This window comes from Oscillatoria sp. CS-180, from assembly GCF_028330965.1.
Taxonomy (GTDB): Bacteria; Cyanobacteriota; Cyanobacteriia; order Phormidesmidales; family Phormidesmidaceae; genus Halomicronema.
The window spans coordinates 1-24,810 of sequence record NZ_JAQMUB010000090.1; the positions used below are offsets into that span (position 1 = coordinate 1).

Annotated in this window: 21 protein-coding genes; 12 read left to right on the forward strand and 9 right to left on the reverse strand. The window is 48.6% G+C overall.

Going from position 1 to position 24,810, the window contains the following annotated elements; translation table 11 throughout:
- Positions 1-335: 335 nt before the first annotated feature.
- The 3 genes from PN498_RS23760 (at position 336) to ligA (ending at position 4,249) form a co-directional block, all read left to right on the forward strand.
- Positions 336-1,373, forward strand: coding sequence for a DNA/RNA non-specific endonuclease (locus PN498_RS23760; RefSeq protein ID WP_272065910.1), 1,038 nt, complete (start codon positions 336-338; stop codon positions 1,371-1,373).
- Positions 1,374-1,510: 137 nt separating this feature from the next.
- The gene (locus tag PN498_RS23765; RefSeq protein WP_272065911.1) at positions 1,511-2,083 is read left to right on the forward strand and encodes a Uma2 family endonuclease; all 573 of its coding nucleotides are present in this window, start codon (positions 1,511-1,513) and stop codon (positions 2,081-2,083) included.
- A gap of 90 nt (positions 2,084-2,173) precedes the next feature.
- On the forward strand, positions 2,174-4,249 hold the full coding sequence (gene ligA, locus PN498_RS23770) for an NAD-dependent DNA ligase LigA (RefSeq protein WP_272065912.1): 2,076 nt from the start codon (positions 2,174-2,176) through the stop codon (positions 4,247-4,249).
- A gap of 25 nt (positions 4,250-4,274) precedes the next feature.
- Here ligA and PN498_RS23775 read toward each other — a convergent pair whose 3' ends face one another.
- The gene (locus PN498_RS23775) at positions 4,275-4,586 is read right to left on the reverse strand and encodes a hypothetical protein (RefSeq protein ID WP_272065913.1); all 312 of its coding nucleotides are present in this window, start codon (positions 4,584-4,586) and stop codon (positions 4,275-4,277) included.
- A 276-nt stretch (positions 4,587-4,862) separates the two neighbouring features.
- On the opposite strand from PN498_RS23775, the gene PN498_RS23780 reads away from it, so the two are divergent.
- Both PN498_RS23780 and PN498_RS23785 read left to right on the forward strand, forming a co-directional pair.
- On the forward strand, positions 4,863-5,468 hold the full coding sequence (locus PN498_RS23780; protein ID WP_334312284.1) for a pseudouridine synthase: 606 nt from the start codon (positions 4,863-4,865) through the stop codon (positions 5,466-5,468).
- Between the two features lie 238 nt (positions 5,469-5,706).
- Positions 5,707-7,770, forward strand: coding sequence for a serine/threonine phosphatase (locus PN498_RS23785; RefSeq protein ID WP_272065914.1), 2,064 nt, complete (start codon positions 5,707-5,709; stop codon positions 7,768-7,770).
- Positions 7,771-8,156: 386 nt separating this feature from the next.
- Here the strand turns inward: PN498_RS23785 and PN498_RS23790 are convergent, their stop codons facing one another.
- The 8 genes from PN498_RS23790 to phnF all read right to left on the reverse strand — a co-directional run bounded on the left by PN498_RS23790 (position 8,157) and on the right by phnF (position 17,868).
- Positions 8,157-10,427, reverse strand: coding sequence for a DUF4347 domain-containing protein (locus PN498_RS23790; protein ID WP_272065915.1), 2,271 nt, complete (start codon positions 10,425-10,427; stop codon positions 8,157-8,159).
- A gap of 1,316 nt (positions 10,428-11,743) precedes the next feature.
- The gene (locus PN498_RS23795; RefSeq protein ID WP_272065916.1) at positions 11,744-12,280 is read right to left on the reverse strand and encodes a phosphonate degradation HD-domain oxygenase; all 537 of its coding nucleotides are present in this window, start codon (positions 12,278-12,280) and stop codon (positions 11,744-11,746) included.
- Between the two features lie 50 nt (positions 12,281-12,330).
- A complete protein-coding gene (locus PN498_RS23800; RefSeq protein WP_272065917.1) occupies positions 12,331-13,479 on the reverse strand; it encodes an alpha-D-ribose 1-methylphosphonate 5-triphosphate diphosphatase in 1,149 nt (382 codons plus the stop codon).
- A gap of 136 nt (positions 13,480-13,615) precedes the next feature.
- Positions 13,616-13,975: a sulfite exporter TauE/SafE family protein gene (locus tag PN498_RS23805; protein ID WP_272065918.1), complete on the reverse strand. Its 360-nt coding sequence runs from the start codon at positions 13,973-13,975 to the stop codon at positions 13,616-13,618.
- Between the two features lie 27 nt (positions 13,976-14,002).
- A complete protein-coding gene (gene phnE, locus PN498_RS23810) occupies positions 14,003-14,836 on the reverse strand; it encodes a phosphonate ABC transporter, permease protein PhnE (RefSeq protein ID WP_272065919.1) in 834 nt (277 codons plus the stop codon).
- 106 nt (positions 14,837-14,942) lie between these two features.
- Positions 14,943-16,004, reverse strand: a complete 1,062-nt coding sequence (gene phnD, locus PN498_RS23815) for a phosphonate ABC transporter substrate-binding protein (protein ID WP_272065920.1) — start codon at positions 16,002-16,004, stop codon at positions 14,943-14,945.
- A 91-nt stretch (positions 16,005-16,095) separates the two neighbouring features.
- On the reverse strand, positions 16,096-16,926 hold the full coding sequence (phnC, locus tag PN498_RS23820; RefSeq protein WP_272065921.1) for a phosphonate ABC transporter ATP-binding protein: 831 nt from the start codon (positions 16,924-16,926) through the stop codon (positions 16,096-16,098).
- A gap of 219 nt (positions 16,927-17,145) precedes the next feature.
- The gene (phnF, locus tag PN498_RS23825; RefSeq protein WP_272065922.1) at positions 17,146-17,868 is read right to left on the reverse strand and encodes a phosphonate metabolism transcriptional regulator PhnF; all 723 of its coding nucleotides are present in this window, start codon (positions 17,866-17,868) and stop codon (positions 17,146-17,148) included.
- A 291-nt stretch (positions 17,869-18,159) separates the two neighbouring features.
- Here phnF and phnG point away from each other — a divergent pair, with 291 nt between their 5' ends.
- The 7 genes from phnG to PN498_RS23860 all read left to right on the forward strand — a co-directional run bounded on the left by phnG (position 18,160) and on the right by PN498_RS23860 (position 24,809).
- The gene (gene phnG, locus PN498_RS23830; protein WP_272065923.1) at positions 18,160-18,627 is read left to right on the forward strand and encodes a phosphonate C-P lyase system protein PhnG; all 468 of its coding nucleotides are present in this window, start codon (positions 18,160-18,162) and stop codon (positions 18,625-18,627) included.
- A gap of 2 nt (positions 18,628-18,629) precedes the next feature.
- Positions 18,630-19,226, forward strand: coding sequence for a phosphonate C-P lyase system protein PhnH (gene phnH / locus PN498_RS23835; RefSeq protein WP_272065924.1), 597 nt, complete (start codon positions 18,630-18,632; stop codon positions 19,224-19,226).
- Positions 19,227-19,244: 18 nt separating this feature from the next.
- Entirely contained in the window at positions 19,245-19,688 is a 444-nt protein-coding gene (locus tag PN498_RS23840) for a GNAT family N-acetyltransferase (RefSeq protein ID WP_272065925.1), read from the forward strand.
- Between the two features lie 43 nt (positions 19,689-19,731).
- Positions 19,732-20,892: a carbon-phosphorus lyase complex subunit PhnI gene (locus PN498_RS23845; protein ID WP_272065926.1), complete on the forward strand. Its 1,161-nt coding sequence runs from the start codon at positions 19,732-19,734 to the stop codon at positions 20,890-20,892.
- A gap of 135 nt (positions 20,893-21,027) precedes the next feature.
- Positions 21,028-21,945, forward strand: coding sequence for an alpha-D-ribose 1-methylphosphonate 5-phosphate C-P-lyase PhnJ (locus PN498_RS23850; protein ID WP_272065927.1), 918 nt, complete (start codon positions 21,028-21,030; stop codon positions 21,943-21,945).
- 525 nt (positions 21,946-22,470) lie between these two features.
- Positions 22,471-23,940 (forward strand): ATPase, T2SS/T4P/T4SS family, encoded by a 1,470-nt coding sequence (locus tag PN498_RS23855; protein WP_272065928.1) that lies wholly within the window; start codon positions 22,471-22,473, stop codon positions 23,938-23,940.
- A 155-nt stretch (positions 23,941-24,095) separates the two neighbouring features.
- Entirely contained in the window at positions 24,096-24,809 is a 714-nt protein-coding gene (locus tag PN498_RS23860; protein WP_272065929.1) for a TIGR02466 family protein, read from the forward strand.
- The last annotated feature ends 1 nt before the right edge of the window (position 24,810 follow it).

Here is a 24,810-nt window from a genome sequence, read left to right on the forward strand (position 1 = left end):
CGGCGGGCGCGGGAAACTGGTTTTGGAACTTGGAAATAAGTTGCTTCAGCATAGTGCCTTGCGTTCTGTTGGTTTTCAAAATGAATGCCAGTGATTACTTAAAATGTGAGGCTGCCTGTAGAGCGTTCGCTACATAAAGATCTTATGAGAAACGCTAGGGACAAAACAAGCGCAACACATTTCTGTCCACCTAATATTTTTAAAGACTTGTGGTCAAGGCCGCAACAGTTCATGGGTAATCTCTGCTGTGGAGTTCATCAACAATAGTTGAGAGGTCCAATTTTTATCAGAAATAGTACATTTGTTAGAGCAACTCGTGAGGCAGCGATCGCACAATGTCTATACCCGTAATCCGTAATTGGCCCGTAATCCGTAATTGGATAGTGAAGCTAAGCTGCTTGGCGCTAGCAGGGTGTGGTCTTTTGCCGATGAGTGAAACGTCACCACTATCGCCTCAGATCAATTCGTCAGCGCTTCCTCCGTGCGTCAACGATGATTGTAACTGTGCTGATTTTCGAGATCAGGCGCTGGCGCAGACGGTGCTGGATGCCTTTTCAGGAGATCCGTTTTCCCTCGATCAAGACGGTAATGGAGCTGCCTGCGAATTATTACCTCCAGTCTCCTCAGGCAGCGATCCAGCAGTCCCGCTCAGTGATAGTCTTCACCTAGTTCTTGGCAATCCCAGTAATGCCGGATCAGGAAACTTGGACAATTATTTGATTGAGCGATCGCAGTATGCGCTGTCCTATAACCATGATCGTGGCATCGCAAATTGGGTCAGCTGGCAGCTTAGTGCTGACTGGTTAGGCAACACTGAACGCCAAGACAATTTTCGGCAAGATGGCGGTCTGCCCACGGGAGTTTATCAGGTGACGCCCAACGATTACCGCAATACGGGTTTCAATCGGGGACATATTGTGCCATCGGGCGATCGCACTCGCAGCCCTCAAGACAACAGCGCCACATTTTTGATGACGAATGTTTTGCCACAGGCACCTGCGAATAATCAAGGTGTCTGGCGTGAGTTAGAGGAAGCTAGCCGTGAGCAGGTCTATCAATATGACAAAGTGCTTTGGGTCACTGCTGGGGGATATGGCGATCGAGGACGAATTGCTGACGGTCAAGTGACCATCCCATCTCGTCTCTGGAAAATTATCGTGGTATTAGATCCCGGAGAGGGCGCAGAGAATATCGATCTAGGAACGCCCATCATTGCGGTCGATATGCCCAATCAGGATGCGGTCAATTCGGACTGGCGTGTCTATCAAACCACCATCGATCAGCTAGAGCTGGCTACAGGCTACGATTTTTTGTCTCAAGTTCCCAGCGACATCCAAGAGATTTTAGAGTCCTCTCCCTATGAGGTGAAATGAGGATAATGGTATTAGGCTGAGACGAGAAATTTAGGTGAGTCAGGATTCAGAAGCCAAGAGTCAGTATTTCCTGCTTCTGATGAGTACTGGTTCATTGTCTATGGGGCGATCGCTTTCAACGGTAATCGATAAGCATCATGGTTCAAACAACTTCAAAACTGAGTGCCTTTGCTGATTTGCTGTCTTATGACGACGGTACGGACAAGTGCTACGAGCTGACTTACGGAGAGTTGATTGAGGTGCCACCAGAATCGGACGAGAATGTAGTGATTGCCAGGGCCTTAGATCGTACTTTATCCGAGTTGGTAGGGTTTCGACGGGTTAGAACGCATCAATTAGCTGTAGAGATGCTGGGTCAGCCCAAAAACCGATTTCCTGATGTTACGGTATTGCGACCTGAGCATGTGGAGCAGTTGCAGGCACTGGGAAAGTCGGCTATTACGCTGGAAATGGCCCCGCCCCTGTTGGTGGTTGAAGTCGTGAGTCCAGGACGCGAGAATCAGCGGCGTGACTATTTTGAAAAGCGCAATCAGTACGAGTGGCGCGGCATCAGTGAATACTGGATTGTCGATCCTCAACAGCAGCAGGTGACAGTGTTTGCAATGGTTGAGGGGGCTTATCAGGAGACTGTCTTTGGCGTCGAGGAGGCGATCGCCTCTCCCACTTTTCCTAACTGGAAGCTCACCGTACAGGCAGTACTGGCTGGATAAGCTGTTATCAAAACACTTCTGGTGTTTCTGTTTTTGCCAGTGCTAAAGCCGTAGAATACCTTCCGTTAAATGACAGCTATCTTCCACACTATGAGTTCAAGTGACACTAGGGGCAAAACTGTAGAACAGCAGGTTCGTCAGCTCAGGGAACAGCTCCAGAAGGCGAGCTATGCGTACTACGTGCTGGATCAGCCGGTCATGGAAGATGAGGTCTACGATCGCCTCTATCGCCAACTGCAAGACCTTGAAACCGCGCATCCCGAATTAGTGACCCCTGACAGTCCGACTCAACGGGTGGGAGAACAGCCGGCAAGCCAATTTAATTCCGTTCGCCACAACATTCCGCTCTACAGCTTGGAGAATGCTTTTGGCCTAGAGGAATATCGGGCTTGGGAAGAAAAGTGGCGACGGCTAGCTCCCGATGTAGGTGAGGCGATAGCTGTGGCAGAACTTAAGATTGATGGATCAGCAATGGCGTTGACCTACGAGAACGGCCTGCTGGTGCAGGGACTGACTCGCGGCGATGGAACGACCGGAGAGGACATTACTCAAAACGTCAAAACTATCCGGTCTATTCCTCTCAAACTTCAAACAGACAATCCACCCCCGGTTGTTGAGGTGCGCGGAGAGGCGTTTTTGCCCCTGAGTGAGTTTGATCGCATCAACCAGCAGCGAGAAGCCAACCGTGAGGCTCTTTTTGCCAATCCTCGCAACGCCGCAGCAGGAACCCTGCGTCAACTGGACTCCCGCATTGTGGCCGACCGCCGCCTGGACTTTTTTGCCTACACGCTGATCATTCCTGAGACGACACAGCGACCCGACTTGGTATTGCCCTCAAGCCAGTGGGATGCCCTGAGGCTGCTACAAGATTTTGGGTTCAAAGTGAATCCTAATCGTCAGCGCTGTCAGACGGCGGACAATGTAGCTGCTTTTTATGAGGCTTGGTCAACTGAGCGGCACAACCTGCCTTATTTGACGGACGGCGTTGTCGTCAAGCTAGATGATTTTGCCCTACAGCGACAACTCGGTTTCACGCAAAAGTTTCCGCGTTGGGCGATCGCCCTCAAATATCCCGCTGAAGAGGTCCCTACCCAGATCAGAGACGTCACCGTTCAGGTGGGACGCACTGGAGCAGTGACCCCCGTTGCAGAACTCAACCCCGTTCAACTAGCGGGCACGACCGTTTCCAGAGCCACTCTGCACAACTCGGATCGCATTGCAGAATTGGATATTCACTTTGGCGATACAGTTGTGGTTCGTAAAGCTGGGGAAATCATCCCCGAAGTGGTGCGTGTGCTGGCGGATCTACGGCCTGATGACGCTAGGCCCTTCCAGATGCCGACTCACTGTCCTGAATGTGATGAAGTGCTGGTCAAACCTGACGACGAAGCGGTGACGCGATGTATCAATGCTTCTTGTCCGGCGATCGTCCGTGGCGCACTCATTCACTGGGCTAGACGCGACGCGATGGATATCAACGGGGTTGGCTCAAAATGGGTTGAGCAGTGGGTCGAACAAGGTTTGGTAAGCTCTGTCGCTGATTTGTATGATCTCACGGTGGAGAAGCTGCTGCCGCTGGAGCGCATGGGGGAGCAACTGGCGAAGAAGCTGGTGGAGGCGATCGCGGCTTCCAAACAGCAGCCCTGGTCGCGAGTGCTTTACGGACTGGGTATCCGGCATGTGGGTACGGTCAACGCTCGGACTCTGGCTCAGGAGTTTCCCTCGGTGGAGGCTTTAAGGGAAGCCAAAATTGAATCTATTGAAGCGGTTTACAGCATTGGTCCGGAGATTGCTCAGTCAGTTTATGAGTGGCTCCGTAATTCGGCTAATTGGCATTTGGTTGAAAAACTGAAGGCTGCTGGAGTTCAAATGGAGAGGGGACAAGCTGAGTTATCCCAATCACCTTTGGCGCAGCCATTTGAGGGCAAGACCTTTGTGCTAACGGGAACGTTGCCCACACTCAGTCGCAGCGAAGCAAAGGCTTTGATCGAAGAAGCCGGTGGCAAAGTCACTAGCAGCGTCAGTGCTAAAACCAGCTTTTTAGTCGCAGGAACAGAGGCCGGCTCAAAGCTTCAGAAAGCTGAAAAATTAGGTATCCCAAAGCTATCAGAAGAGGGCTTACAAAAAATGCTCAAAGCGCCAGATTCAAACGAATCTGGCGCTTAAAACGCTTCAATAGTACGACATAGCATTATCCAGCGGCTTGAGCAGGTCGCTGGGAGACGCTAGAAGACGTTGTCTTTGCTTTATCCTCTACGGGATCAACCGTAACAAACTCAATGTGGTTTACCAGGGTGGTCACGAAGGCAAATAGCAGGAATGGCAAAGACAAAACCAGAACCAAACCGACAGAAACAAGGGCATAGAGTGGTTGACGAGCACCCATCAAGCCCATGGCAGCTGCTAAGCTGATGAGAAGCACCACCAGCCAAGCAATCACCTGACCGTAGATATCGCCAAACGTCAGGGTACAGTTGAATCGATATCGCTGTAGCTTATCCATAATTTTTCTGAGACAAGTCCAATTTATTTTTCAGCATATCGATTTCATCTCAGAAGGCAGTGTTTCTCAACATTTTTGAACTTATCGAATAGAAGAGTTACATAAGTTGGAGTGGTGATATCAAGATCTTCTCGGAATAACCTGTAGCCTCAGATTCGGTCATTTATGGCCATAGGCCACGTTAACCCGCCCAGCATAGAGTGAATCCGTATTAAGTCGAAAAGATTAGTGAGAAAACCTGCAAAGCGATCGCATCGGTCTAGAGTTGCTCACAGAGTGTCTCGTGGGTCTCAAAAGCAGCCCTATCGCTACCTTATTTTTTATAAGCCGTATAACGTACTGAGCCAATTTACAGACAATGGTGGCGATCGCGCTACGCTCAAAGACTTTATTCCAGTTTCTGATGTGTATCCTGTTGGGCGATTGGACAGGGATAGTGAAGGTCTGTTGCTGCTCACTAACCATGGTCGGCTACAACATCGTTTGAGTGATCCTCGGTACGGTCATTCGCGTACTTACTGGGTGCAGATAGAGGGAACACCGGAGGAAACAGCTCTACAGCAGCTACGTCAGGGAATCTTGATTCAGGGGCATCGCACCCGCCCAGCCCAGGTTACCCAGCTTAAAGAACCCACTATGCCGCCCCGAAATCCTCCTATTCGCTATCGCAAAACGGTGCCAACCAGCTGGTTAAGCTTGGTTCTGCAGGAGGGGCGAAATCGTCAGGTTCGGCGGATGACCGCTGCTGTCGGGCATCCCACTCTCCGGCTGATACGAGTTGCTATCGAGCATCTAACGCTGGATGGTTTGAGGGTTGGGGAATGGCGATCGCTTACACCAGATGAACAACAGCGATTGCTAACGGAGAGTGCATTGAACTAACTGTTCAAATATCTCTTCTTGAACAGTCATTGAGAACTCCTGCGAATTTCCGGACCTCTATGGGTAAGTTAAGGAAGCTTTGATAGGGTTTGTGGTTATCATCTACAGAAAAACAATCTGAGTGACCTCGTTGAAAATCTGAATCCTAGACTTTTCAACTGCCATAAGGTTCTTCGGGTAAACTATGGTATCCAAACTTTTATAACGCTTCGCCAGATAGATACTTAGGTTCCTGGCTATGGTTGCTTGTCCAGAGTGTCAGTTTGAAAATCCGGTTCAAAATCGTTTTTGTCAACGATGTGGTAGCCCCTTGAAACAATTGCGGGCTGTGATTACCCCTACCCAATTCACAACAGCTGCGACAACATCACAGCCCAATGAAGCAATTTCATCTAGCAAAGCGACAGCCTCGGTCCTTTCTGTCGTTTCGGACGAATCCGCCGTTTCAACAACAGTCGGCCAACTACTGACTCAAGATAATTGTCTCAAAGGGGGCGAGCGATATCAGCTACGTCAGCCTGTCAATTCCCAACAGTCGCTGTCTTCTGAAATTGTGTTGGATATTCTCGACTGTGAGCCTGCAGCAGAGTCCCCATTCACACATTTGCTGAGTACGGCTGAGGAAGAGGTCTTCGACAGCTTAGTCCCAGCATTAGCCCTTCCTTATTGGAAGCTGCAAGAGCATTTTTTCCCAATGGTGCCTGATCTCCAAGCAGCTTGGGAAATTGACAATTACACGATTGTCATTCTAGAGGACCGCTCTACTTGGCGAACCTTGGCGGATTTTGAGACGTCTGAGGATATCGAACCGCTAGAACTGGTCCATTGGGTCTATGAAATCATCAATCTGTGGGATGCACTGACTGTCTTCGACGCCGTTCCTAGTCTGCTATCGGAAGACAACTTACGGATGGATGATGATCAAATCTTGTGCATCCAACGGCTGATATACGCTTCTGGTGGCAACACCTATACGCTCAAAGATTTGGGGTTGTTTTGGCAAGCGGTTTTACGCAAGCTCGACAACATTCAGATTTCAGCTTTAGAGAATCTAGTGGTAGACATTGGGGCTGGAGCTATCACCAACTTAGCCACTATCAAGGGCCTATTGGCGAATATTGCTGACAATCTTCAAGACAAAGCCGATTCTATGACTTCGGCAGATTTCACTGTTTCTGAGCTCGATGACGAAATGATCTCGGAGTCTGAAGCAGATGTCGATCTGTCATTTGAGGAAACTCCTGCTGACCTAGAGTCTAGTTTTGGTGATGAGGAAACGACTCAGCCTTCTCAGGGGGCGTCTCTATCCCTAAGGGAAGACGATAGTTTCTCGATTGCCGTTGATGACCTATTGCTTTCGGAAGAGGGTCTGGAAGACTTAGAGGAAACTGAGGGCTCTAGTACTGAGAGTATCGAAGAGAGCATTAGTGATTTGCCAACGATGGCGTTGCCGATGAAGCTGTTTCGGCTGGATGAAGTTGGCCGTACGCATGTCGGGCGCCAGCGATCGCACAATGAAGATTTCTTCTTTACAGAAACTCAGTTAAAGCGTATAGACAGTCCATCTGGAACTCATCTCAATGCTCGTGGGCTTTATATTCTATGTGACGGCATGGGAGGACACTCTGGCGGTGAGATTGCAAGTACCTTAGCGGTGAATACCCTGCGGGATTTCTTTGCTGAGCGCTGGACGACTGACCTTCCTGATGAGGCAGTCGTTAAGGACGGTATTCTCAAAGCGAATCAGGTCATTTTTGAGCGGAATGAAGAAGAAGGGCGATCAGGTAATGCCCGTATGGGTACGACCTTGGTTATGATCCTGATCTCAGATAATCAGGCAGTCATCGCCCATGTTGGTGATAGCCGTTTATACTGCTTGAATCGGCAAGGATTGTGCCAGCTAACAGTCGATCATGAGGTAGGGCAGCGAGAAATTAGTCGGGGTGTGGAACCTGCGATCGCGTATGCTCGCCCCGATGCTTATCAACTTACTCAAGCATTAGGCCCCAGAAACAACGACGAAGTTGCGCCCTCTATTAGTACTTTGTCTCTCAATCAAGATGCGCTTTTCATCCTGTGTTCAGATGGATTGAGCGACAACGATTTGATAGAGACCTATGCGGAATCTCATGTAGAGCCAATGCTACGCTCTCGTCACGATTTGGAAGATGGCGTTGCTGCTCTGATCGATTTGGCTAATGAGCACAACGGTCACGATAACATTACTGCGATCGCCGTCAGAATTAAGATGCGTCCTAATTTGGAAGCCGCTAAAGAGGCTGATCAATCTCTAGGGGGATAGCAAAAACAGATGCTTGCAGAGAATTCAGTACTGCGTCCACATGCAGGTTTTACTCAGGTTGCTTAAGTACGGTCCAAAGGGAACAGGGAGTAGCTGACAGGGAACAAAGTGCACTTGTATGGCTAAAGCTATAAAAGCCCCCTTTGAGTCTGTAAAACCTAGAGGGGGCTTTCAATAAATAAGAACTTTCATCAGCAAACTGTTCTGCCTTTAGGGATGGTGCAAGTCGGGCAGTACCCACCCTACCTGTAGACATTTTGCGTGAGTCTTATCGATGCCATGTAGTTTGTATTAGCCTGAGTTCATGGGGTCAACCCTTAAGAAGCTTCACTTCCAAGATTTCTGTTGAGCTATAACCAGGAACTCAAGATTCAAACAGCTGTGTTTTAGACTGCCGTTGAGATTGGCTCGGCTGGTCGACCTTCCTGTCGACCGAAGCGGAAGTAGTGCTCCATGCCACTGGAAAACTGTCCTGCTGCGATCGCCGTAGCTACGTCAGGATTAGAGCCAAGGTAAGCACTCTCATCAAAGAGCGGCCCTGGATCACGTGCTTCGCCCTGTCCGAATGGGACATAGTGTTCGAATCCAGTCGGGAAAGTGCCCGTGTTGACTGCGTTAGCGACATCGGGGAACGTATTCAAATAGAACGCTTCTTCGTAAAGCAACGTGTTGATTCGACCTTCGCTAGCCCCGTGCTCGATGTAATGGTCGAAACCGCTATCGAAATCGCCTGCATTAACAGCTGCCAAAACATCGGGATTAGAGAGTAAATAGTCTGAGGCATCAAACAGTGTGCTGGGATCCCTTTCCTCACGATGACCGAATGCAAGGTAATGCTCAAGACCACTACTAAACGAACCACTGTTGACAGCAGTAGCAACATCACCATTATTGGCTAAGTAAGTCGCCTCATCGTAATAGAGGCTGGGATTGCGTCCTTCGAGAACCCCGAACTTTACGAAATGCTCGAAGCCGTAGATAAAATCTCCAGCTGCAACCGCAGTATCGACATCGCCGTACAAACCTAAGTAGTAAGTCTCATCAAACAGAGAAGCAATTTTCAGTCCACCAATCTCTAAGTTGAGCGGTAAGGTACTACGACCTTCACTCGCTCCAAAGAAGCTATAGTGGTAGCCGCCATTGCTAAATACGCCGTTGTTAACAGCGGCCTGTATGTCTGGGTTAGTCAATAAGTAGACTTGCTCATTGAATTCAGCATTGCCGCCTTGATAAGGAATGCCCTCATCCATTTCTTCAAAGCGAACAAAATCTTTGAATTGGAAGACCGATACAGGATTGTCCCCTGCTACGGTTCCTACAACAAAAGTGTCTGTTGCTAAAAGCTCAAGTTGGCCGGTGTCGATGTTGAATACACTAACGTCAATACTCCAAGTACCAGGCACTGCGTCATCGGGAAGGTCAACATCCCACGTAAACGCATCAGCATCGTCATTACCCGTAATCAAAACGTTACTCGATTCTGGCCGAGTATCGAATGCCACAGCCATACCATTTGGATCCCGCAGAATAGCTTGAATCTCAACGTTCTGATTAGGTGTTACTGTCGTATCAATATCCGCTCTCAGTTGTACTGTATCGCCACCTTCATAGGTAGGCTGATCTGTATCAATTGTGTCTAAAAAAGCCGAACCACCTGGAGCAGTTGCGCCACTTTCATAGTTGACGACTAGTTCCGCCCTCTCGATCTCTGCTTCCCAATTAGCTGCATCGCCAAGAACGTTAATGTCAATTTGAACGAGGTTATTGCCACTTAGAACCAACTCATTAGGAACACGAAAAACTGACCTGAAGGTCAATTCGTTTTCCCCTTCCAAAAGACCCAATTCAGTGCCATTAAATGTGACAAGATTTGCCTCTCTTGGAGCATCAACGTCAAAAACAGAGAGGAAGAGAAGTGCCTCTCCTACGATCGCGTCAGTAGCTCCTGTATTGATGAAAAATTCAATGGGTTGAATTGCGCCCAAGTCTTGTCCAGTGTTGGTGTTTCTTGCGCTATTGGCTCCAATTCGAATGCCCTTACCGAAGTCTCCATCGGCACCCGGAACACCGCCGTTGCTAGCATTATCCTCTGTTTGTACAAAGACCTCAGTTACGAAGCTGCCGAAGTAGTTGTCTGCTAAGGCAGGGGTTACAAAAGACGATGCTTGGACGTGACCTAATTCGACATCGAGATTCCATGTGGCGCCTAGTGTGCGGTGACCCACTTTATGGGTAGACGCCGCAATATTAGCCTGAGTAAGCGATTGAATCTTCTGAAGGAATTCCTCACCTGCGTCACCAGCAGCAACGTTACAACCGTAGATAAAGAGATCGCGAATCGGCCAAGACTTGAGCTGTTCTGAATAGTGATTGAGTGTGCTTAGACTGAGCTCGCTATTTCCCAGGGAAAGTGTACCGGGAGCACCATGGGAAACCAAATGAAGCGCTTCGGGGGCAGAGTTCGTCGATCGCAGTAGGCTAGTGATTTGCTCAACACCATCTTGAGTATTGTCAAGCAAAAATACGTCGTTGTTTTCGACGGCAATATCTAGCAGGATTTGTAAGTCATCTATATTAGAGTCAACAATAATCCAACTTTTGGGTGACGGATGCGCTAGTGTGCCTGCTCGCATAGTCGAAACGATCTGATTAGCCATAAATGAACTCCTAGGTTAACTGATATCCCAAAAACGATTTCCTTGGGATGGATTTTTTTCTGCGGAACCCGCATTATCTCGCACAAATATAGTGTCAAGGTAGATATTCCCTAATCTCTGATTAATAAAAGAATACACTATGAGATCAGGGCACTTTCATAGAGAGTGTTGAATTTCATGAAGACTTCAAGGGTAAATCGTTTTTATACATAGCATTTCTAGTTTCACTTTTGAAAATTAGTCCCCCTTTTGCAAGAAGCTTTGTCAGTTAACTTAAGCTATTAATCAACCTATAAATTCGAGGGGTTGCTGGGCTATTAGTAACAAGTTAGTTTGCTGAGTACAAGGCTGCGTATGGTTGTTCTTGCTTCCCTTTGCTTAGAGTTGATATTTTCACAAGTGTCCATGTGATAGCATTAAACGGCTCTTCCAGCTTATGGAAGCTTTGAAAATTGATTGAGTAAAAATACTCAATTTTGGAGGCAACTAGTGGAATTTTTCTGTTGAATCAGTTAAAAGCTTTCATGAAGATAGCTTTGATTTGTCTCGGAATTCCTCAATGTAATTGTTGCGAAATGATGAATCTTATTTGGATAATCCCTCTTAGAATTAACAAGAACCTTGTTAAGTCTAGGTAAGGCTAGAGCAAGCTCTTATAAAAGAAGAGAGTATGACTTCCTTTCATAATCGCCCATTCAAGTGCTTGTGAATTCACAACTCATCCTGATGGCGGATAAGTCGATCATTATGACCAACTTCATTAATCCGTAGTCCTTCATGGAAACTGCATAAGTATGCTCGGTAATTTTTACTTGCCAAAGAGCTTTCTCCACTCAGATCGCTCAATCAGGATTCTTTTAATAAATTCTGAGGTAAACTTCCGAGTGCAGTTGCTCACTTAAGAATCGCAGTATTTTTACAGGTGATGAGATGACTATTGACAAACCTGCTTAGTCTGACTAAACATGATGTCGAGTTTTATACTAAGCAGAACAGAGCTGAAAGAAGGCTTATACTCTGAATAAATGACGTGTTTTGTCGTAAACAGATCAGCTGGAAACGCGTATCGAAATTGAAAATATTTGACGAAAAATTTGCCGTTCAGTCATTACTCCGACTGAATTCAGGTTGTTGCCTCGCAGACTGTTCTGCACGCCCAAATCTACTGCACTATCCCTATGGCTTTGTCGTTAGTTGATAGCTAAGGAAAGCTTAAAACTCGTTGGTGAATCTTAGGCAAACCTAAGTAGGGTTCATGCAAGTTGATAGTCTATTAGCAATTAGCAAATGCTATTTCTTGTAATAGTGCTATCGATTTAGACGATAGCAGCCTCTTGTAGAACAGTAGTGAAGTGACTGAGGTCTGGGGTAGGCAAGTTGGGGATTTTGGCCAAGTCATCCCAGCGCCTAAGTTGAATAGCCTCTGGAGCGTAGGGTTGCTGAATGAATTGAGCTGCCGCTGCGTCAGAGAAAATGCCTCCCTGGAGCTCCAAGCTGCGTTTTGAGGCGGGGGACAAGGCGTTCCAGTAGCTTGGGTCGATCGCACAAAGATACCGCTTGGCTGCTACATGTAAGCGAATGGGTGCCGTGACCGCAGTTGGAAAGCGTTTTTCAAGGATGGGGATTGCTCGATATTCGTGGCGATCGTCAATACCCCGAGCTGTAACTCCCTCACCTAAACGATGCACAAGATGTCCAAAGTCGTGCAGTAGGCATGCTGCAATCAACTCTGCCGATTGGCCTGCCTGTTCCGCCAAGGCCGCACACTGGAGAGCATGTTCAAGCTGACTTACGGCTTCTCCACCATACTGAGCGTTGCCGCGATCGCGATAGATCTCAAGGATGATGTGCATGATTCAAAGGATAAGGATGAAGATCCTACAAAAGGTGAGGCGACGTCTGATCAGGCGACGCGCCTTCCTTGACAGGTCACGGAGATCAGTCGAGGGGCAACGCCGTCGTGATGAACGGTGATGAAGTCGGCTCGCTTGCCGATTTCCAGACTGCCGCGATCGCTCTCCAACCCAATGGCTGTGGCTGGATTGAGTGTAAAGAGTCGTGCAGCCTCATATAGCGGTTTGGCCTGGGTTTGCGAAATCATAAACATTGCCTGCAAAAGGCTCTGAGGCACGTAGTCGGAAGAAATTACATCGACTAGCCCATGCTCAATCAGCTCCATTGCCGAGACGTTGCCAGAATGAGATCCTCCCAAAATTAAATTGGGTGCACCCATGAGAATCTGTAAATTGTGAAGATGAGCTTCCTTGGCGGCTTCTAGAGTGGTCGGGAACTCGGCGATTTGTGCGCCTTCTTGAACAGCCTGCTGCACATGATCGACGGTGGCATCATCGTGACTGGCTAGATAAATCTGGTGGTCTCTGGCAAGGGCAACGAGTTGATTGCGATTCTCTTCAGCATGCTGCTGTTGGGCAGTGATGCGATCGCGGATAAAATTGTCCATTTCTTCAGCGCTGATGCCGTGTTTGCCTTGGTAATACTCTTTGTATTTGTCTACCTGAGCAAACTGGCGTTGTCCAGGGGTGTGATCCATCAGCGAGATAATGGAGAGTAGGGGATCGTCAGCATAGGCTGCTGTCACCTTGTGCACTTGGTCGTAACCCAGTTCGCATCGCAGGTGTAACCGATGATTCACGACTAGGCGTCCGGCTTGCTGAGCCTGATGAATGGCTTGAATCATCGGATCAAATTGGGTCATCCGTAGCGAGTCGGGCGTGATGTCACCTACGGCGATCGCATCACACACTGTTGTTACCCCCGCAGCTGCTAGGTCGCGATCGTGATACACCACGGCTAAGTCAATCGGCCAACGCACTTTGGGACGGGGGGAAAGTCGCTGCTCGAAATTGTCTGTGTGGAGTTCAACAAGTCCGGGCATAAGATAGCGCCCTTGCCCATCCTGCCCCTGATGCACAACTCCTGGCTGAATATCGGCAATGAATCCGTCCTTAACCGTAACCGTACCGACAAATTCTTGGTCGGGGAGTTGTAGACGATAGTTTGTGTAGACCTGTTCAGCCATAGTGAAAGCCATCCACGATTACAACAGTGCACCGAGCTTCAGCCGCAGCGTAGCCTCTGCCACTAGATTTGTCTAGACCTCTTGATCACAAAACGTCTACAGGATTTGCTTGAGAATTTGCCTGGCTTGATGACGGTAGGAAAACCGTTTAGCGGATCATTTGCAGACCCAGGAGAATCATCGCGGCACCAAAGACGCGACGCAGAAGCTGTTCGGGCAAATCCACTGCAAACTTTGCCCCAATGAGTCCGCCAAACACAAAGCCCAAACAAATCAGCAAAGCTGCTCTCACGTCCACATAGCCCTGCTGAAAATAGGTCCAGGCACCTAATAAACCAATTGGAGGAACCAGCAGCGCTAGGGTTGTCCCCTGAGCGTAATGTTGAGAAAACCCAAACAGATAGACCAGGGCGGGGGTAATCAAAACGCCCCCGCCGATGCCGATTAGTCCACTCAGTGTGCCGACGCTTAATCCCAGTGCTAAGTAGAGCACCCATTCAAATCCCATAATCAGCCTTTGTCCCTAACGTTGAACTTATACAAGTCGATTTCGAATACGAGCCGAGATGGTGTCGATAATCCCGACCGTGACCACTAAGATTATTAGAATGGCACAGACGTTTTGATAGTTGAAAGCTCGAAAGTTTTGATAGAGCGTGACTCCGATACCTCCAGCGCCTACAATTCCAAGTACTGAGGCCGATCGCACATTGGATTCAAATCGGTACAAAGCAAATGAGGTCCAGAGGGGAATTACTTGGGGAATCACGCCGAAGATGATTTCCTGAATTTTACTAGCTCCAGTGGCGCGAATGCCTTCTACAGGACCGGGGTCGATCGCTTCAATGGCCTCTGAAAAAAGCTTGCCAAGGGTGCCTGCAGTATGGACAAATAGCGCCAGAACTCCGGCAAAAGGACCTAGTCCTACGGCGACGATGAAAATAAGTGCAAACACCAGTTCATTAATGGCTCGCATGGCATCTAAAAGTCGCCGTACTGGAAAGACAATCCAGTTAGGACAGACATTTTCTGATGCCAGGATGGAGAGAGGAATGGCCACAATCACGGCTAGTAGGGTGCCCCAGATGCCCATAGCAATGGTTTCGATAGTCGCTTGGAAGTAGTTCCACCAGCGGGTGAAATCTGGGGGAAAGAATTTGCTAACTAAATTCACCATCGATCCGGTCCCTTCAACCAGCTCGACAAAGCTCAAGTCACTTAATATACCCGAGTAGATCAAGATTGCAATGGCGAGAATGAGACCCAAAACGCTCCAAACGTTCCAAAAGCGTTTCTTTTTAGCAAGCACTTGGCGAACTTCAAGAGAGTAGGAAGCATTTTGGGGAATAAGCGGCTGGGTGTTTTGCATGGTCTAGGAGGAGGGATAGCTTGTCGATGGAGATTGCTTTAAGAACAGTGAGGGACAGCCTACTGGGGTGTCCCTCACAAGTCGCCTTGATTGCTTGAGATAGCAGCTACTTCAGTTCAGCCAGCTGCTGCTCAAGCTCTTCAAGCTTTGCCGATTTATCCGCGTCGTTCAGCACGTCATCGTTCTTGACCTCTTCCATCTGCTTAGCGATATCCAGCTCTCGGATGGTGTTCCAGTCTGTATCTCCAGCAGGGTCGAAACCAGCCCAATCAAGAGGACCTAGAACGGTCTCATCTTCAAAGTTATGGAAAAAGTCTTGGAACTCAGTTTTCAAGCAGTCAGGAATATCGGACTTGTAGGCGATCGGGTCACTAGGAATGAGAGGCGAAGTCCAGATGATCTGCACCTGCTCATAGGCTTCGGCGTCTGTTTCCTGCAGGCGAGCCATTGATTCACTGTTGTTGGTGGCTACATCCACCTGGTTGTTGGCAACGGCTTGAGCAGTCGCTTCGTGACTACCAGAAAAGACCAGTTCGCTGAAGGCTTCTTCTGGGTTAACGCCGTTCTGTGCGAAAACATAATAGCTAGGAACCAAGAAGCCAGAGGTCGAGTTGGGGTCGTTGAACGCAAAGGTGAGGTCGCTAGCGTTATCAATGACGTACTGATCGCCATTGCCTGTTTCAACATCAATTTCGCCAACAATGGGGTTTCCTTGGTTGGTGATGAGGTGAGCGTAGTAGCCTTTGGAACCGTCGCTGGCAACGGTTTGGGCAAAGGCTTCTGCACCAGAACGCTTAGCCGCTTCGATGTAGGACTTACCACCGTACCAAGCAATTTGAATTTTACCAGCGCCCATTGCCTCGATGACGCCTGCGTAGTCTGTGGCATAAAAACCGTTGACGGGGCGACCCATTTCTTCAGACATGCGGGCTAGGAAGGGTTCCCAAAGCTCCTGCAAGTTTTCTTGAGACTCTGTAGAGATGATTCCAAAGTCGATCTCAGCGATATCGGGGGCACAGACGCCTCCCTCAGCAGTCGCGTCAGCCGCGTCAGCCGCAGCAGGTTCGGTCGCTTCAGGGGTGGGGGCACCGCTACAGCTGGCGATCATCGCTGTGCCAACAACCGTGCAGGCCAAGCGAGCAGACCATCGCTTTAGAACAGATGTCATTTGAGCAAATCCTCAGATTAAATAATGATTGGACGGGGAACCAGTAGCAGACAGGGGGTATCTACACTTGTGTGAGAACTTCGAACGATGTCTATGCCTTAGCCGCAGAGAAGACCTCAGCGTGACCACTGAGGACCAGCTCTTCAGCCGCAGCACCATAAATCTCATTGAGTCGAGCGTCATTCAGTTCAACAGTGCGACCGTCAAATCGAACAACGCCATCTCGCAAAGCCACAGCTCGGTCAAAATAGCGACGCACCATTTGTACTTGGTGCAGCGATGTGATGATGGTGATGCCTTCGTCGCGGTTGAGATGAGTCAACAGCTCCATCACCTTACGAGCCGATTCGGGATCCAGAGAGGCAATAGGCTCGTCAGCCAGGATGATTTGAGCACCCTGCATCAGGCAACGTGCGATCGCCACCCGCTGCTGTTGTCCTCCTGACAACGAAGACGCTCGCTTGTAAGCTTGTTCTAAGATGCCAACTCGCTCCAGCGCGGATAATGCCCGCAGTTTCTCGGACTCAGAAAAGTGGTGAAACAGCGATCGCCCCAAAGAGACCTTGGACAGATTTCCAACCAGAACGTTCTCTAGCACCGTCAGACGGTTGACTAGGTTGAACTGTTGAAAAATGAATCCAACTTGACTCCGCAACCGACGAGCTTTGGAATGTAGCTTGCCATTTGTTTGCAACGGACTGCCAAAAATTTCGACCATGCCCTGATCGGCAATCTGTAGACCGTTGAGGTTGCGCAGCAAGGTTGATTTTCCTGAGCCAGAGGCCCCAACCAAAGCAACCATTTCACCAGAGTTCACCTGCATTGTCACGCCTTTCAGGGCGTAGAGTCCTCTAAAGGCTTTTGAGAGCTCCTGAGTGAGAACAGCAGGCATTGGTGGGGATGCATTTGCAGAAGTTTGCATTATATTTTTCGAATAACTGAATCCCAACCATGAGGTTCGAATCCTCTTAAATCTCTAATAGAGGTTAAGAAGGATAGATGTCTATATGAAGGAACAACAAACCCTCCTTATATTCAGACCCAATATTTAAGAGTAGATACAAGGAAGATTAATTCTTAGTGAAAATATCAGACTCTAGAAGGATTCATTACTGTTGAAAACTTTTGCTTGAGCACTGGATTAACTTTCGGTGTTGATGATCAGTTCCATGCGATCGCCTCGAAACCGAGTGATGCCATACTCAACAACCCGGCCAGACTGATCAACATTGACTGATTCTGATAGCAAGATAGGGCTGGTGACAGGCATTCTCAACAAACGGGCGTCATTGGGTCGTGCTATACGAGCTGATAAACGAGTTGATCGACGGATGTGATCGCACCCATATTCCTTCCGCAGCATCTCTGAGATGGAGTGATAGGTTTTGCAATGGGCTAGCAGGTTCGGAAATCGCTCCCCCGGAAAGTGACCACTGGCTAAACTCAGTGGGACTTCATCTGTCAGGCTAAGCCGCTCATAAACAATGACCGGATCACCGACCGGAATTTCTAATTGCTGAGCGGTTTTGGCATCCGCTCTGATTTCACTAACCTCTACGATTTTGTACTTGGGTTCTATGGATTGTGCTTTGAGCGACTCATTGAACCGAACTCGCTTGCCAATAGGAACTGTAATCGGTGCCGAGACGACAAATGTGCCACGTCCCCGTTCAACATCAACGATGCCTTCGTTACGTAAAACTTCCATGGCTCGCCGTAAGGTATGTCGGTTCACACCAAAACGCCCACTCAATTCCGTCTCCGTCGGCAAGCGATCGCCTACCTTAAAAACCGATTCTTGAATGTTCTGGCGTAGCTCACTCGCAATTTGTAGATATAGGGGTAAAGCTTCTTGACTCATCATCAGTTCAATTCATCGGGAGGCAGCAGGAAAATCGAAAATAAAGGTGCAGTTTGTACGAATTAAGCGTAACTGAAGAGACCATAGACATTAATATTACTCAATGCAAAAGAAACCCATTGTCATGGTGTGAAAACGGTTCAACCTCCCAACAAATCGTAACCTTAGCAGTAAGAACTTTTGAATGTCGTCTAGCCAACATCAACAGACGTTTCCTAGGCCATAGAATGTGAGATAACTAGAAATATGTCTAGATGTCTAGACATATTTCTAAAGCTGTTGATTGTACAGATTATGACGAAACTAGTACCATCAGCGCCGCGAAAAGTTTGGATGGCTATTTTGGCAAAAGCTTCTCCAGCGAGTTTAGAGAAATGCTTTGCATCTTTGAACTCTGTGCCTAACTATCACTTCTTGCGATCGCCTGAAATCGGGCTGACGATGGTGCGGGGGCGCATGGAAGGCACAGGGCAACCGTTCAACTTAGGGGAAATGACGTTGACGCGATGCGTCGTGCAAATTGCTGGTTCGGCAGGCGAAGCCATTGCTGGGTTTGGTTACGTTGCAGGACGATCACAACGTCATGCTGAACTGGCGGCTCTCTGCGACGCCCTACTCCAGCATCAGGACTGGCACGAGACAGTCTATTCTCAAGTGATTGAACCTTTGCGGCAGGCTGCCCGCGATCGCCATTCTCAACAAGAAGCCCAAGTCGAGGCAACTCGCGTTAATTTCTTCACCATGCCACGGGGAGAGGGGTAACCATGCTGACTCAACTGCCGGGCTTTCAGGACTCCGTTCACGATAGTCAGCAGACCTTTCGGGCGTTGCTCAATGCCCTGGCTCGGCCCGGCGTTCCTCAGGCGATCACCGCCGCGATGACCCCTCCTGCTGGACTGGTTCCGAGCTGTGCTGCTGCGGCGCTAACGTTGATAGATCTTGAGACAGTCGTCTGGCTTCAGCCTGAGATAGCCCCGTCTGTGCGAGGTTGGCTGCTGTTTCATACCGGATGTCGGTTCACCAATGTGCTTCGTGAAGCTGACTTTGCCTTCATCCCAGAGGTGACGTCCTTACCTGATCTTCGGACCTTTTGTTGGGGTAGTCCTGAATATCCTGAAGCCTCTACAACACTCTTCCTGCAATGCGCTAGCTTGTCTGGTGGGGTTCCGACTACGCTTCAGGGCCCCGGAATTCAAACCACAATTCGTGTGGATCTCCCACTGCCGGACCGTTTTTGGCAGCAATGGCAGGTGATGACCACCCACTATCCTTTAGGACTTGACATCTGGTGTTTTAGCGAGCATCAAGTACTGGGATTGCCCCGAACAGCCCAATGCAGCCATTCTTCTGAGGAACTTTAGAGTCTACGAGCAGCCCCAATGACGTTACACATTCGTTCTGCTACCCCTGCTGACTTGCCTGCTGTGCTGCGCCTGTATCAGCAGCCAGATCTAGACGACGGTCATGTTTCGTCTTTGGACGAAGCGGAGAAATTCTTGCAGAAGATTGACCAATACCCAAACTATTGCATGTTTGTCGCTGAGGCAGATAATCGAATTGTCGGCACTTTTATGCTGCTTGTCCTGGATAATTTGCTTCATTTAGGGGCTGCTTCTGCGATCGTAGAGGCAGTTGCCGTCGATCCGGAGCAGCAGGGGCAAGGTATTGGTCGGCAAATGATGCATTGGGCTATGGCAGAAGCCAAGCGTGCGAGTTGTTACAAGCTTGTCCTTTCGTCGAATCAAAAGCGCGATCGCGCACACGCATTCTATGAGTCTTTAGGGTTCACTCGACATGGCTACAGCTTCTGGGTAGAGCTTTAGCCATGTTCCCATTTCCCTGTTTCAAATCAATAAAGAGGCATTCATGGCTTACGTTGCAGTCAAGGGAGGAGAGCAGGCTATTCAAAATGCTGAAGCCCTGCTGAAAACGAAGCGAAGAGGCGATCCTAACGTTCCAGAATTATCTTTAGCGCAAATTAAGCAACAGATGCAGTTAGCGGTTGATCGGGTCATGGCCGAAGGTAGTCTTTATGATCCTGACCTAGCAGCATTGGCCATTAAGCAAGCTTGGGGCGATTTGGTGGAGGCAACCTTCTTACTTAGGGCCTATCGCACCACCCTACCGCGTCTCTATTACAGCCAGCCGTTGGATACGAATCGCATGACGGCACAGCGCCGGATCTCTGCCATTTTTAAAGACGCTCCTGGGGGTCAAAAGCTTGGGCCCACGTTTGACTATATTCATCGTTTGTTGGACTTTAAGCTCGCCGCTGAAGATAACCACTTTACCTGTTCTTCCCAAGCGGCCAATTCTGACCATGAATTCATACCGCGAGCTACTTCAACCCTAGTCCAAGAAGGACTCCTATCTACGCCTGCACCGTCTCACTCTGACGGTGCTTCACCGCCCTATGACATTACTCGTCAACCATTGGAAACACCTGTGGGTCGCGATGCTCGTCTCCAGAATTTGACCCGCGCCGACGAGGGTTTTTTGCTTTCGATGGCTTATTCTACTCAGCGGGGCTATGGTACCAATCATCCTTTTGCTGGAGAGGTTCGCATGGGCGAAGTAGAGGTTGTTATTTGTCCCGACGAGCTGGGCTTTGAAGTGGCGATCGCCGACATCACTATCACAGAGGTGCAGATGGTCAACCAGTTTGCAGGCAGCAAGAATAATGCACCCAAATTCACTCAGGGTTATGGTCTCACCTTCGGCTATAACGAGCGCAAGGCAATGGCGATGGCACTAGTTGATCGGGCGTTGCAGGCTAAGGATTTGGACGAAACCATGAGTGGACCTGCTCAAGATGAAGAGTTTGTCTTGTATCACTCCGACAATGTCGAGGCTCAAGGGTTTGTCCAGCATCTAAAGCTGCCTCACTACATTGACTTCCAGTCAGAACTGAACTTAGTTCGTAAACTTCGCCAAGAATACGACCAGCATCATGGATCAGATCCAGTTGCACCACCAGACTCTGGTGCTGATTCGACTGCTGAAACGGATCAGGACTCTTTCGTCTAGATGGTCTACAGCTTGTTGCGCCCGTTGTGTCTGTTGCTGTTTATTCCTGTCTAAACTATGGCCTCTTCTAACACTAGCTCTGAGACTGTCCAGCCCTCTGTAGCACCACGCTCAATGTCAGACTCGCCTTCTCAGATGTCTTCTCAATCTGCTGCAACGTTTACTCCTCAGCAATCCTGTTCTCCCGAGCCAGGCTTTAACTTTGCTTATCTAGATGAACAGACAAAGCGGTCTATCCGTCGAGCAATTCTGAAGGCGATCGCTGTTCCAGGGCACCAGATCCCGTTCAGCTCCCGTGAAATGCCGATGTCTTACGGCTGGGGGACTGGGGGAATTCAGGTGACGGCCTCGATTATTGGTCAGGCAGATACTCTGAAGGTGATTGACCAGGGTGCTGACGATACTACAAATGCTGTTAATATCCGCCGCTTCTTCAAGAAGGTCTGTGGCGTTGCGACCACTGAGAGAACACCAGAAGCATCGATCATTCAGACGCGGCACCGAATTCCTGAAACGCCTCTGGCAGACGGGCAAGTTATGGTTTATCAGGTCCCTATGCCAGAGCCGCTGTTTTTCATAGAACCGTCTCGTACCGAAGCCAATAGAATGCACGCTTTGGAGGAGTACGGCCCCATGTATGTGAGGCTTTATGAGGACATTACTCGGTTTGGGCACATCACAACGGCCTATGACTATCCGGTACTCGTGGGCGATCGCTACTTGATGAAACCCAGTCCGATTCCCCGGTTTGACAATCCCAAAATGCATATGAGTCCGGCTCTACAGCTTTTTGGTGCGGGACGAGAGAAACGTATTTATGCGATTCCTCCCTATACGCGGGTTAAAAGTCTCGACTTTGAGGACTATCCGTTCACCGTGGAAACTTGGGAGCACAGTTGTGAGTTTTGCGGTTCAACAGAGAGCTATCTAGACGAAGTTGTGGTGGATGACAACGGTACTCGGTTGTGGATTTGCTCCGACACTGATTACTGTCAACAACGGCAGAAAACCCAATCTGCATCAAAGCCTAAGACGGCGTTTGCTCAACGCTGATCAAGAATCTGAAGCAAGGCAGCGCACCGACTGTGATGGCAAGATCTGTCCTGTAATATAGCGGCATGCATTTGCATCAAGCACACCCATTTCCAGTTCTCTAATTCCCTCTCCCTTGAGACACTGGATGTGCTTGACCAAGCGGCACCGGGCTATATGCGAACGGACGAGGACATCTGTAAAGTTGAGATAAGCCTGAATGGGTGTCACAGTAGTCCTCAAAAACTTTGAAACACCGAAATCGTGATCAAAACAACTTTTAGAATTTACGTGCCGTAGAAATTACGTCAGTCATTCTTATCTTTTAAGAAATCTTTATGCTTCATGAAATGTGATGCGTGCAATTCCTGAAAGAGATGTTTTGTCCTGAAACACCTGCTATAAAGGCAATAATAAGTAGTCAGCAATATTGTCTATTTCTACTAAATTACAGCTGCTAACATCAGGTGCTTTTTATAACACTGTGTACCTAAGGTGTCTGCTTGCCCTAAAGGCATGTCCCTTAGTTATTTATCAACAGCAATCATGCCAAGCCCTTTTGAAGATCAACAGTCTGCCTCCGAATATGATGGTATCGATGCGCTAGAAGATGCTTCGTTGATATCTGATACGGATTTGCTCGACCTGAATCAGGTCTATGTTCTAATTGACAGTATTTTGCCCTTTGAAGCTTGCCTTTATTATCAAGTTCTACCCCTGTTTATCGAGGGCAGCCGCCTAATTGTTGGAACCGTTAATCCCGATGACCCAGCAGCTTCTGAATATGTCAAAAAGCAGCTCTCCTATATTAATTACTCCATTGGCTTTAGAGAAATTCCCTCTGATTGGCATCGAGATTTACTGTCTAGATATCTAAATCACAACGCTAAACATCGGCAAAAAAATCATCCAGAAACACTGCGCCTAAACGAGCCATCGAAGGAGTCTGTCCCAGATCCAGAAACGCCGTTGCCGAATCAATACAACACTCAACAGACGTTCATTGTTGATCAGCCCGAGGAACTTTCTGACCACGAACCTAGCTTCCCAAATGTACCTCTGAAGATTGATCACACGCTCGAAATTGAGACTTTAACTTCTGAAATTGAGACTTTGGCTTCGGTTGAAGAGGATACGGACGTTAATGCTGCTGAGGCAGAATTGTTAGCGAGTTCAGATGTTCCCTTAAGCACTCCTCCGCAAAGTGCTTCTCCGCAAAGTGCTTCTCCGCAAAGTGCCCTTCCGCAAGATGTTCATGCAGAGGCTCCTTCACAAGTCCACGTTGAGAATGTGCAGTCCTTGGAGCAAGATGAAGTTCCCTTGCATTTAGAGATCAATACCCAGTATCGATATGTTTCCAGTACTCGATTGTCGACGTTGCCTCCCAAAGAACTGACCCAAGCCCTATTGAGCAAAGTGTTAGACGAAGGCATTGGGCGACTCTATTTTGAACGTCAGAACAGGACTGGGCGGGTTTTGTGGAGTCGTGATGGCATTCTTCAAGCGGTGGTTGAGTCTGTCGGCGATCGCGTCTTTCAGGGCGTTATCAACGAATTCAAACTGCTGACTCACCTGTCGCTGATTTCCGTCAAAAAGCCTAAGCAGGTGGAAATTGAGCGGTCTTACGAAGGACAGCGCATTTTATTAAGATTGAAGGTGATGCCTGGGGCCTATGGAGAGGAGGCAACGCTTCAGGTCTTACGAGGAACAGCGCTGCGCTTCTATCAGCAGCAGCAGATTGATCGGTTGGGACGAGATGCGCTGAATGCAGCACAAACGCTGCAGAATCGTCTCAATGAGATTCGCGATCGCGCCCGCGTTTCCATCAGTTTCACGACGACGAAATCAGAAACATTACCGGCCATTATTCAGCTTTTAAGGCAGATGGAAAGTCAGATCAAAGAGATTTTGGCGGCATACGAAAAAGATGAGATTCCTTCTGATGTGAAAACCAACTATGCCCTTCAGGAGAACCCGCCGTCATTGTCTCAACTGAGAAACTCCGATAAAGGATGAATTGATATAGCCGTTGCTAGTTCCATTAGGACAAAACGCCGAGCCATCTGGCGATGGCGCTAAGCATCTAGACGCTGTTGGGTGCACAAGACTGGATAGCTAAAGCTAGAAATCAATGTAAGCTTGATTCGAAACTCAAAGCTCATCCCTTTTAGATGCCGATTGATACTTGGTTTCCGCTAGCCATTTACTATGAAGACGTGCAGGATTCGATAGAGCATAAAATGTCTCTGCTCTCAGCTATTTTCCAACTGGAAGAGGCTGTTCAAGAGCGACGTAATTTTCCTGAAATGGCTTGGACAGGTGACTTACATGGCGTCCACAATATTCACCAGAACCCACAGTTTAGCTGGGTTGTTGGACAGGTCGAAAAGCACGTCGTGATTTATCTCAAAGCGTTGGGGATCGATCTTGCCAAGATAAAACCGTATATCCAACGAGCTTGGCCGGTGATTTCTCGACATCAGCAAGAAGTTGGAATGCATAGCCATAATACAGCGCATGTCAGTGCTGTTTATTACGTCGCAGTTCCATTATCTGGCAGCGATGAAGCTGGCTGTCTCGCGTTTGTAGACGATGCTCGGATGAACGAAGTCAGTCCCGGACTGGGCAGCGAGAACACAGACGTTATGGCGAATTGGACACCATTCAATCAGGAGCAGGCGCTCTATGCCCCTGTAGAAGGTCGTCTGATGGTCTTTCCGGCAAAACAGCGCCATGGAGTTACCCTCAACCACACAGAAGCGCCAAGGGTATCCCTATCTTTTGACATCGTTCTGACAGCAGCAGTAGGGGTGTCTGGAGCCTACGAGTTTTTGACACCCCCCATTCAGCTATGGCGACCCTTCTCAGATCGGGCTGAAGAATAAG

Bases quoted from the DNA above. Each gene is read 5' to 3' on its own strand.
- PN498_RS23795 (WP_272065916.1), bottom strand. From the start codon at position 12,280: ATGCACATCATCCTTGAGATCTATCGCGATCGCGGCAACGCTCAGTAT.
- ligA (WP_272065912.1), top strand. From the start codon at position 2,174: ATGAGTTCAAGTGACACTAGGGGCAAAACTGTAGAACAGCAGGTTCGT.
- phnH (WP_272065924.1), top strand. From the start codon at position 18,630: ATGCTGACTCAACTGCCGGGCTTTCAGGACTCCGTTCACGATAGTCAG.
- PN498_RS23775 (WP_272065913.1), bottom strand. From the start codon at position 4,586: ATGGATAAGCTACAGCGATATCGATTCAACTGTACCCTGACGTTTGGC.
- phnG (WP_272065923.1), top strand. From the start codon at position 18,160: ATGACGAAACTAGTACCATCAGCGCCGCGAAAAGTTTGGATGGCTATT.
- PN498_RS23840 (WP_272065925.1), top strand. From the start codon at position 19,245: ATGACGTTACACATTCGTTCTGCTACCCCTGCTGACTTGCCTGCTGTG.
- PN498_RS23760 (WP_272065910.1), top strand. From the start codon at position 336: ATGTCTATACCCGTAATCCGTAATTGGCCCGTAATCCGTAATTGGATA.
- PN498_RS23765 (WP_272065911.1), top strand. From the start codon at position 1,511: ATGGTTCAAACAACTTCAAAACTGAGTGCCTTTGCTGATTTGCTGTCT.
- PN498_RS23800 (WP_272065917.1), bottom strand. From the start codon at position 13,479: ATGGCTTTCACTATGGCTGAACAGGTCTACACAAACTATCGTCTACAA.
- PN498_RS23790 (WP_272065915.1), bottom strand. From the start codon at position 10,427: ATGGCTAATCAGATCGTTTCGACTATGCGAGCAGGCACACTAGCGCAT.
- PN498_RS23785 (WP_272065914.1), top strand. From the start codon at position 5,707: ATGGTTGCTTGTCCAGAGTGTCAGTTTGAAAATCCGGTTCAAAATCGT.
- PN498_RS23845 (WP_272065926.1), top strand. From the start codon at position 19,732: ATGGCTTACGTTGCAGTCAAGGGAGGAGAGCAGGCTATTCAAAATGCT.
- phnD (WP_272065920.1), bottom strand. From the start codon at position 16,004: ATGACATCTGTTCTAAAGCGATGGTCTGCTCGCTTGGCCTGCACGGTT.
- phnE (WP_272065919.1), bottom strand. From the start codon at position 14,836: ATGCAAAACACCCAGCCGCTTATTCCCCAAAATGCTTCCTACTCTCTT.
- phnF (WP_272065922.1), bottom strand. From the start codon at position 17,868: ATGATGAGTCAAGAAGCTTTACCCCTATATCTACAAATTGCGAGTGAG.
- PN498_RS23860 (WP_272065929.1), top strand. From the start codon at position 24,096: ATGCCGATTGATACTTGGTTTCCGCTAGCCATTTACTATGAAGACGTG.
- PN498_RS23855 (WP_272065928.1), top strand. From the start codon at position 22,471: ATGCCAAGCCCTTTTGAAGATCAACAGTCTGCCTCCGAATATGATGGT.
- PN498_RS23850 (WP_272065927.1), top strand. From the start codon at position 21,028: ATGTCTTCTCAATCTGCTGCAACGTTTACTCCTCAGCAATCCTGTTCT.
- phnC (WP_272065921.1), bottom strand. From the start codon at position 16,926: ATGCAAACTTCTGCAAATGCATCCCCACCAATGCCTGCTGTTCTCACT.
- PN498_RS23805 (WP_272065918.1), bottom strand. From the start codon at position 13,975: ATGGGATTTGAATGGGTGCTCTACTTAGCACTGGGATTAAGCGTCGGC.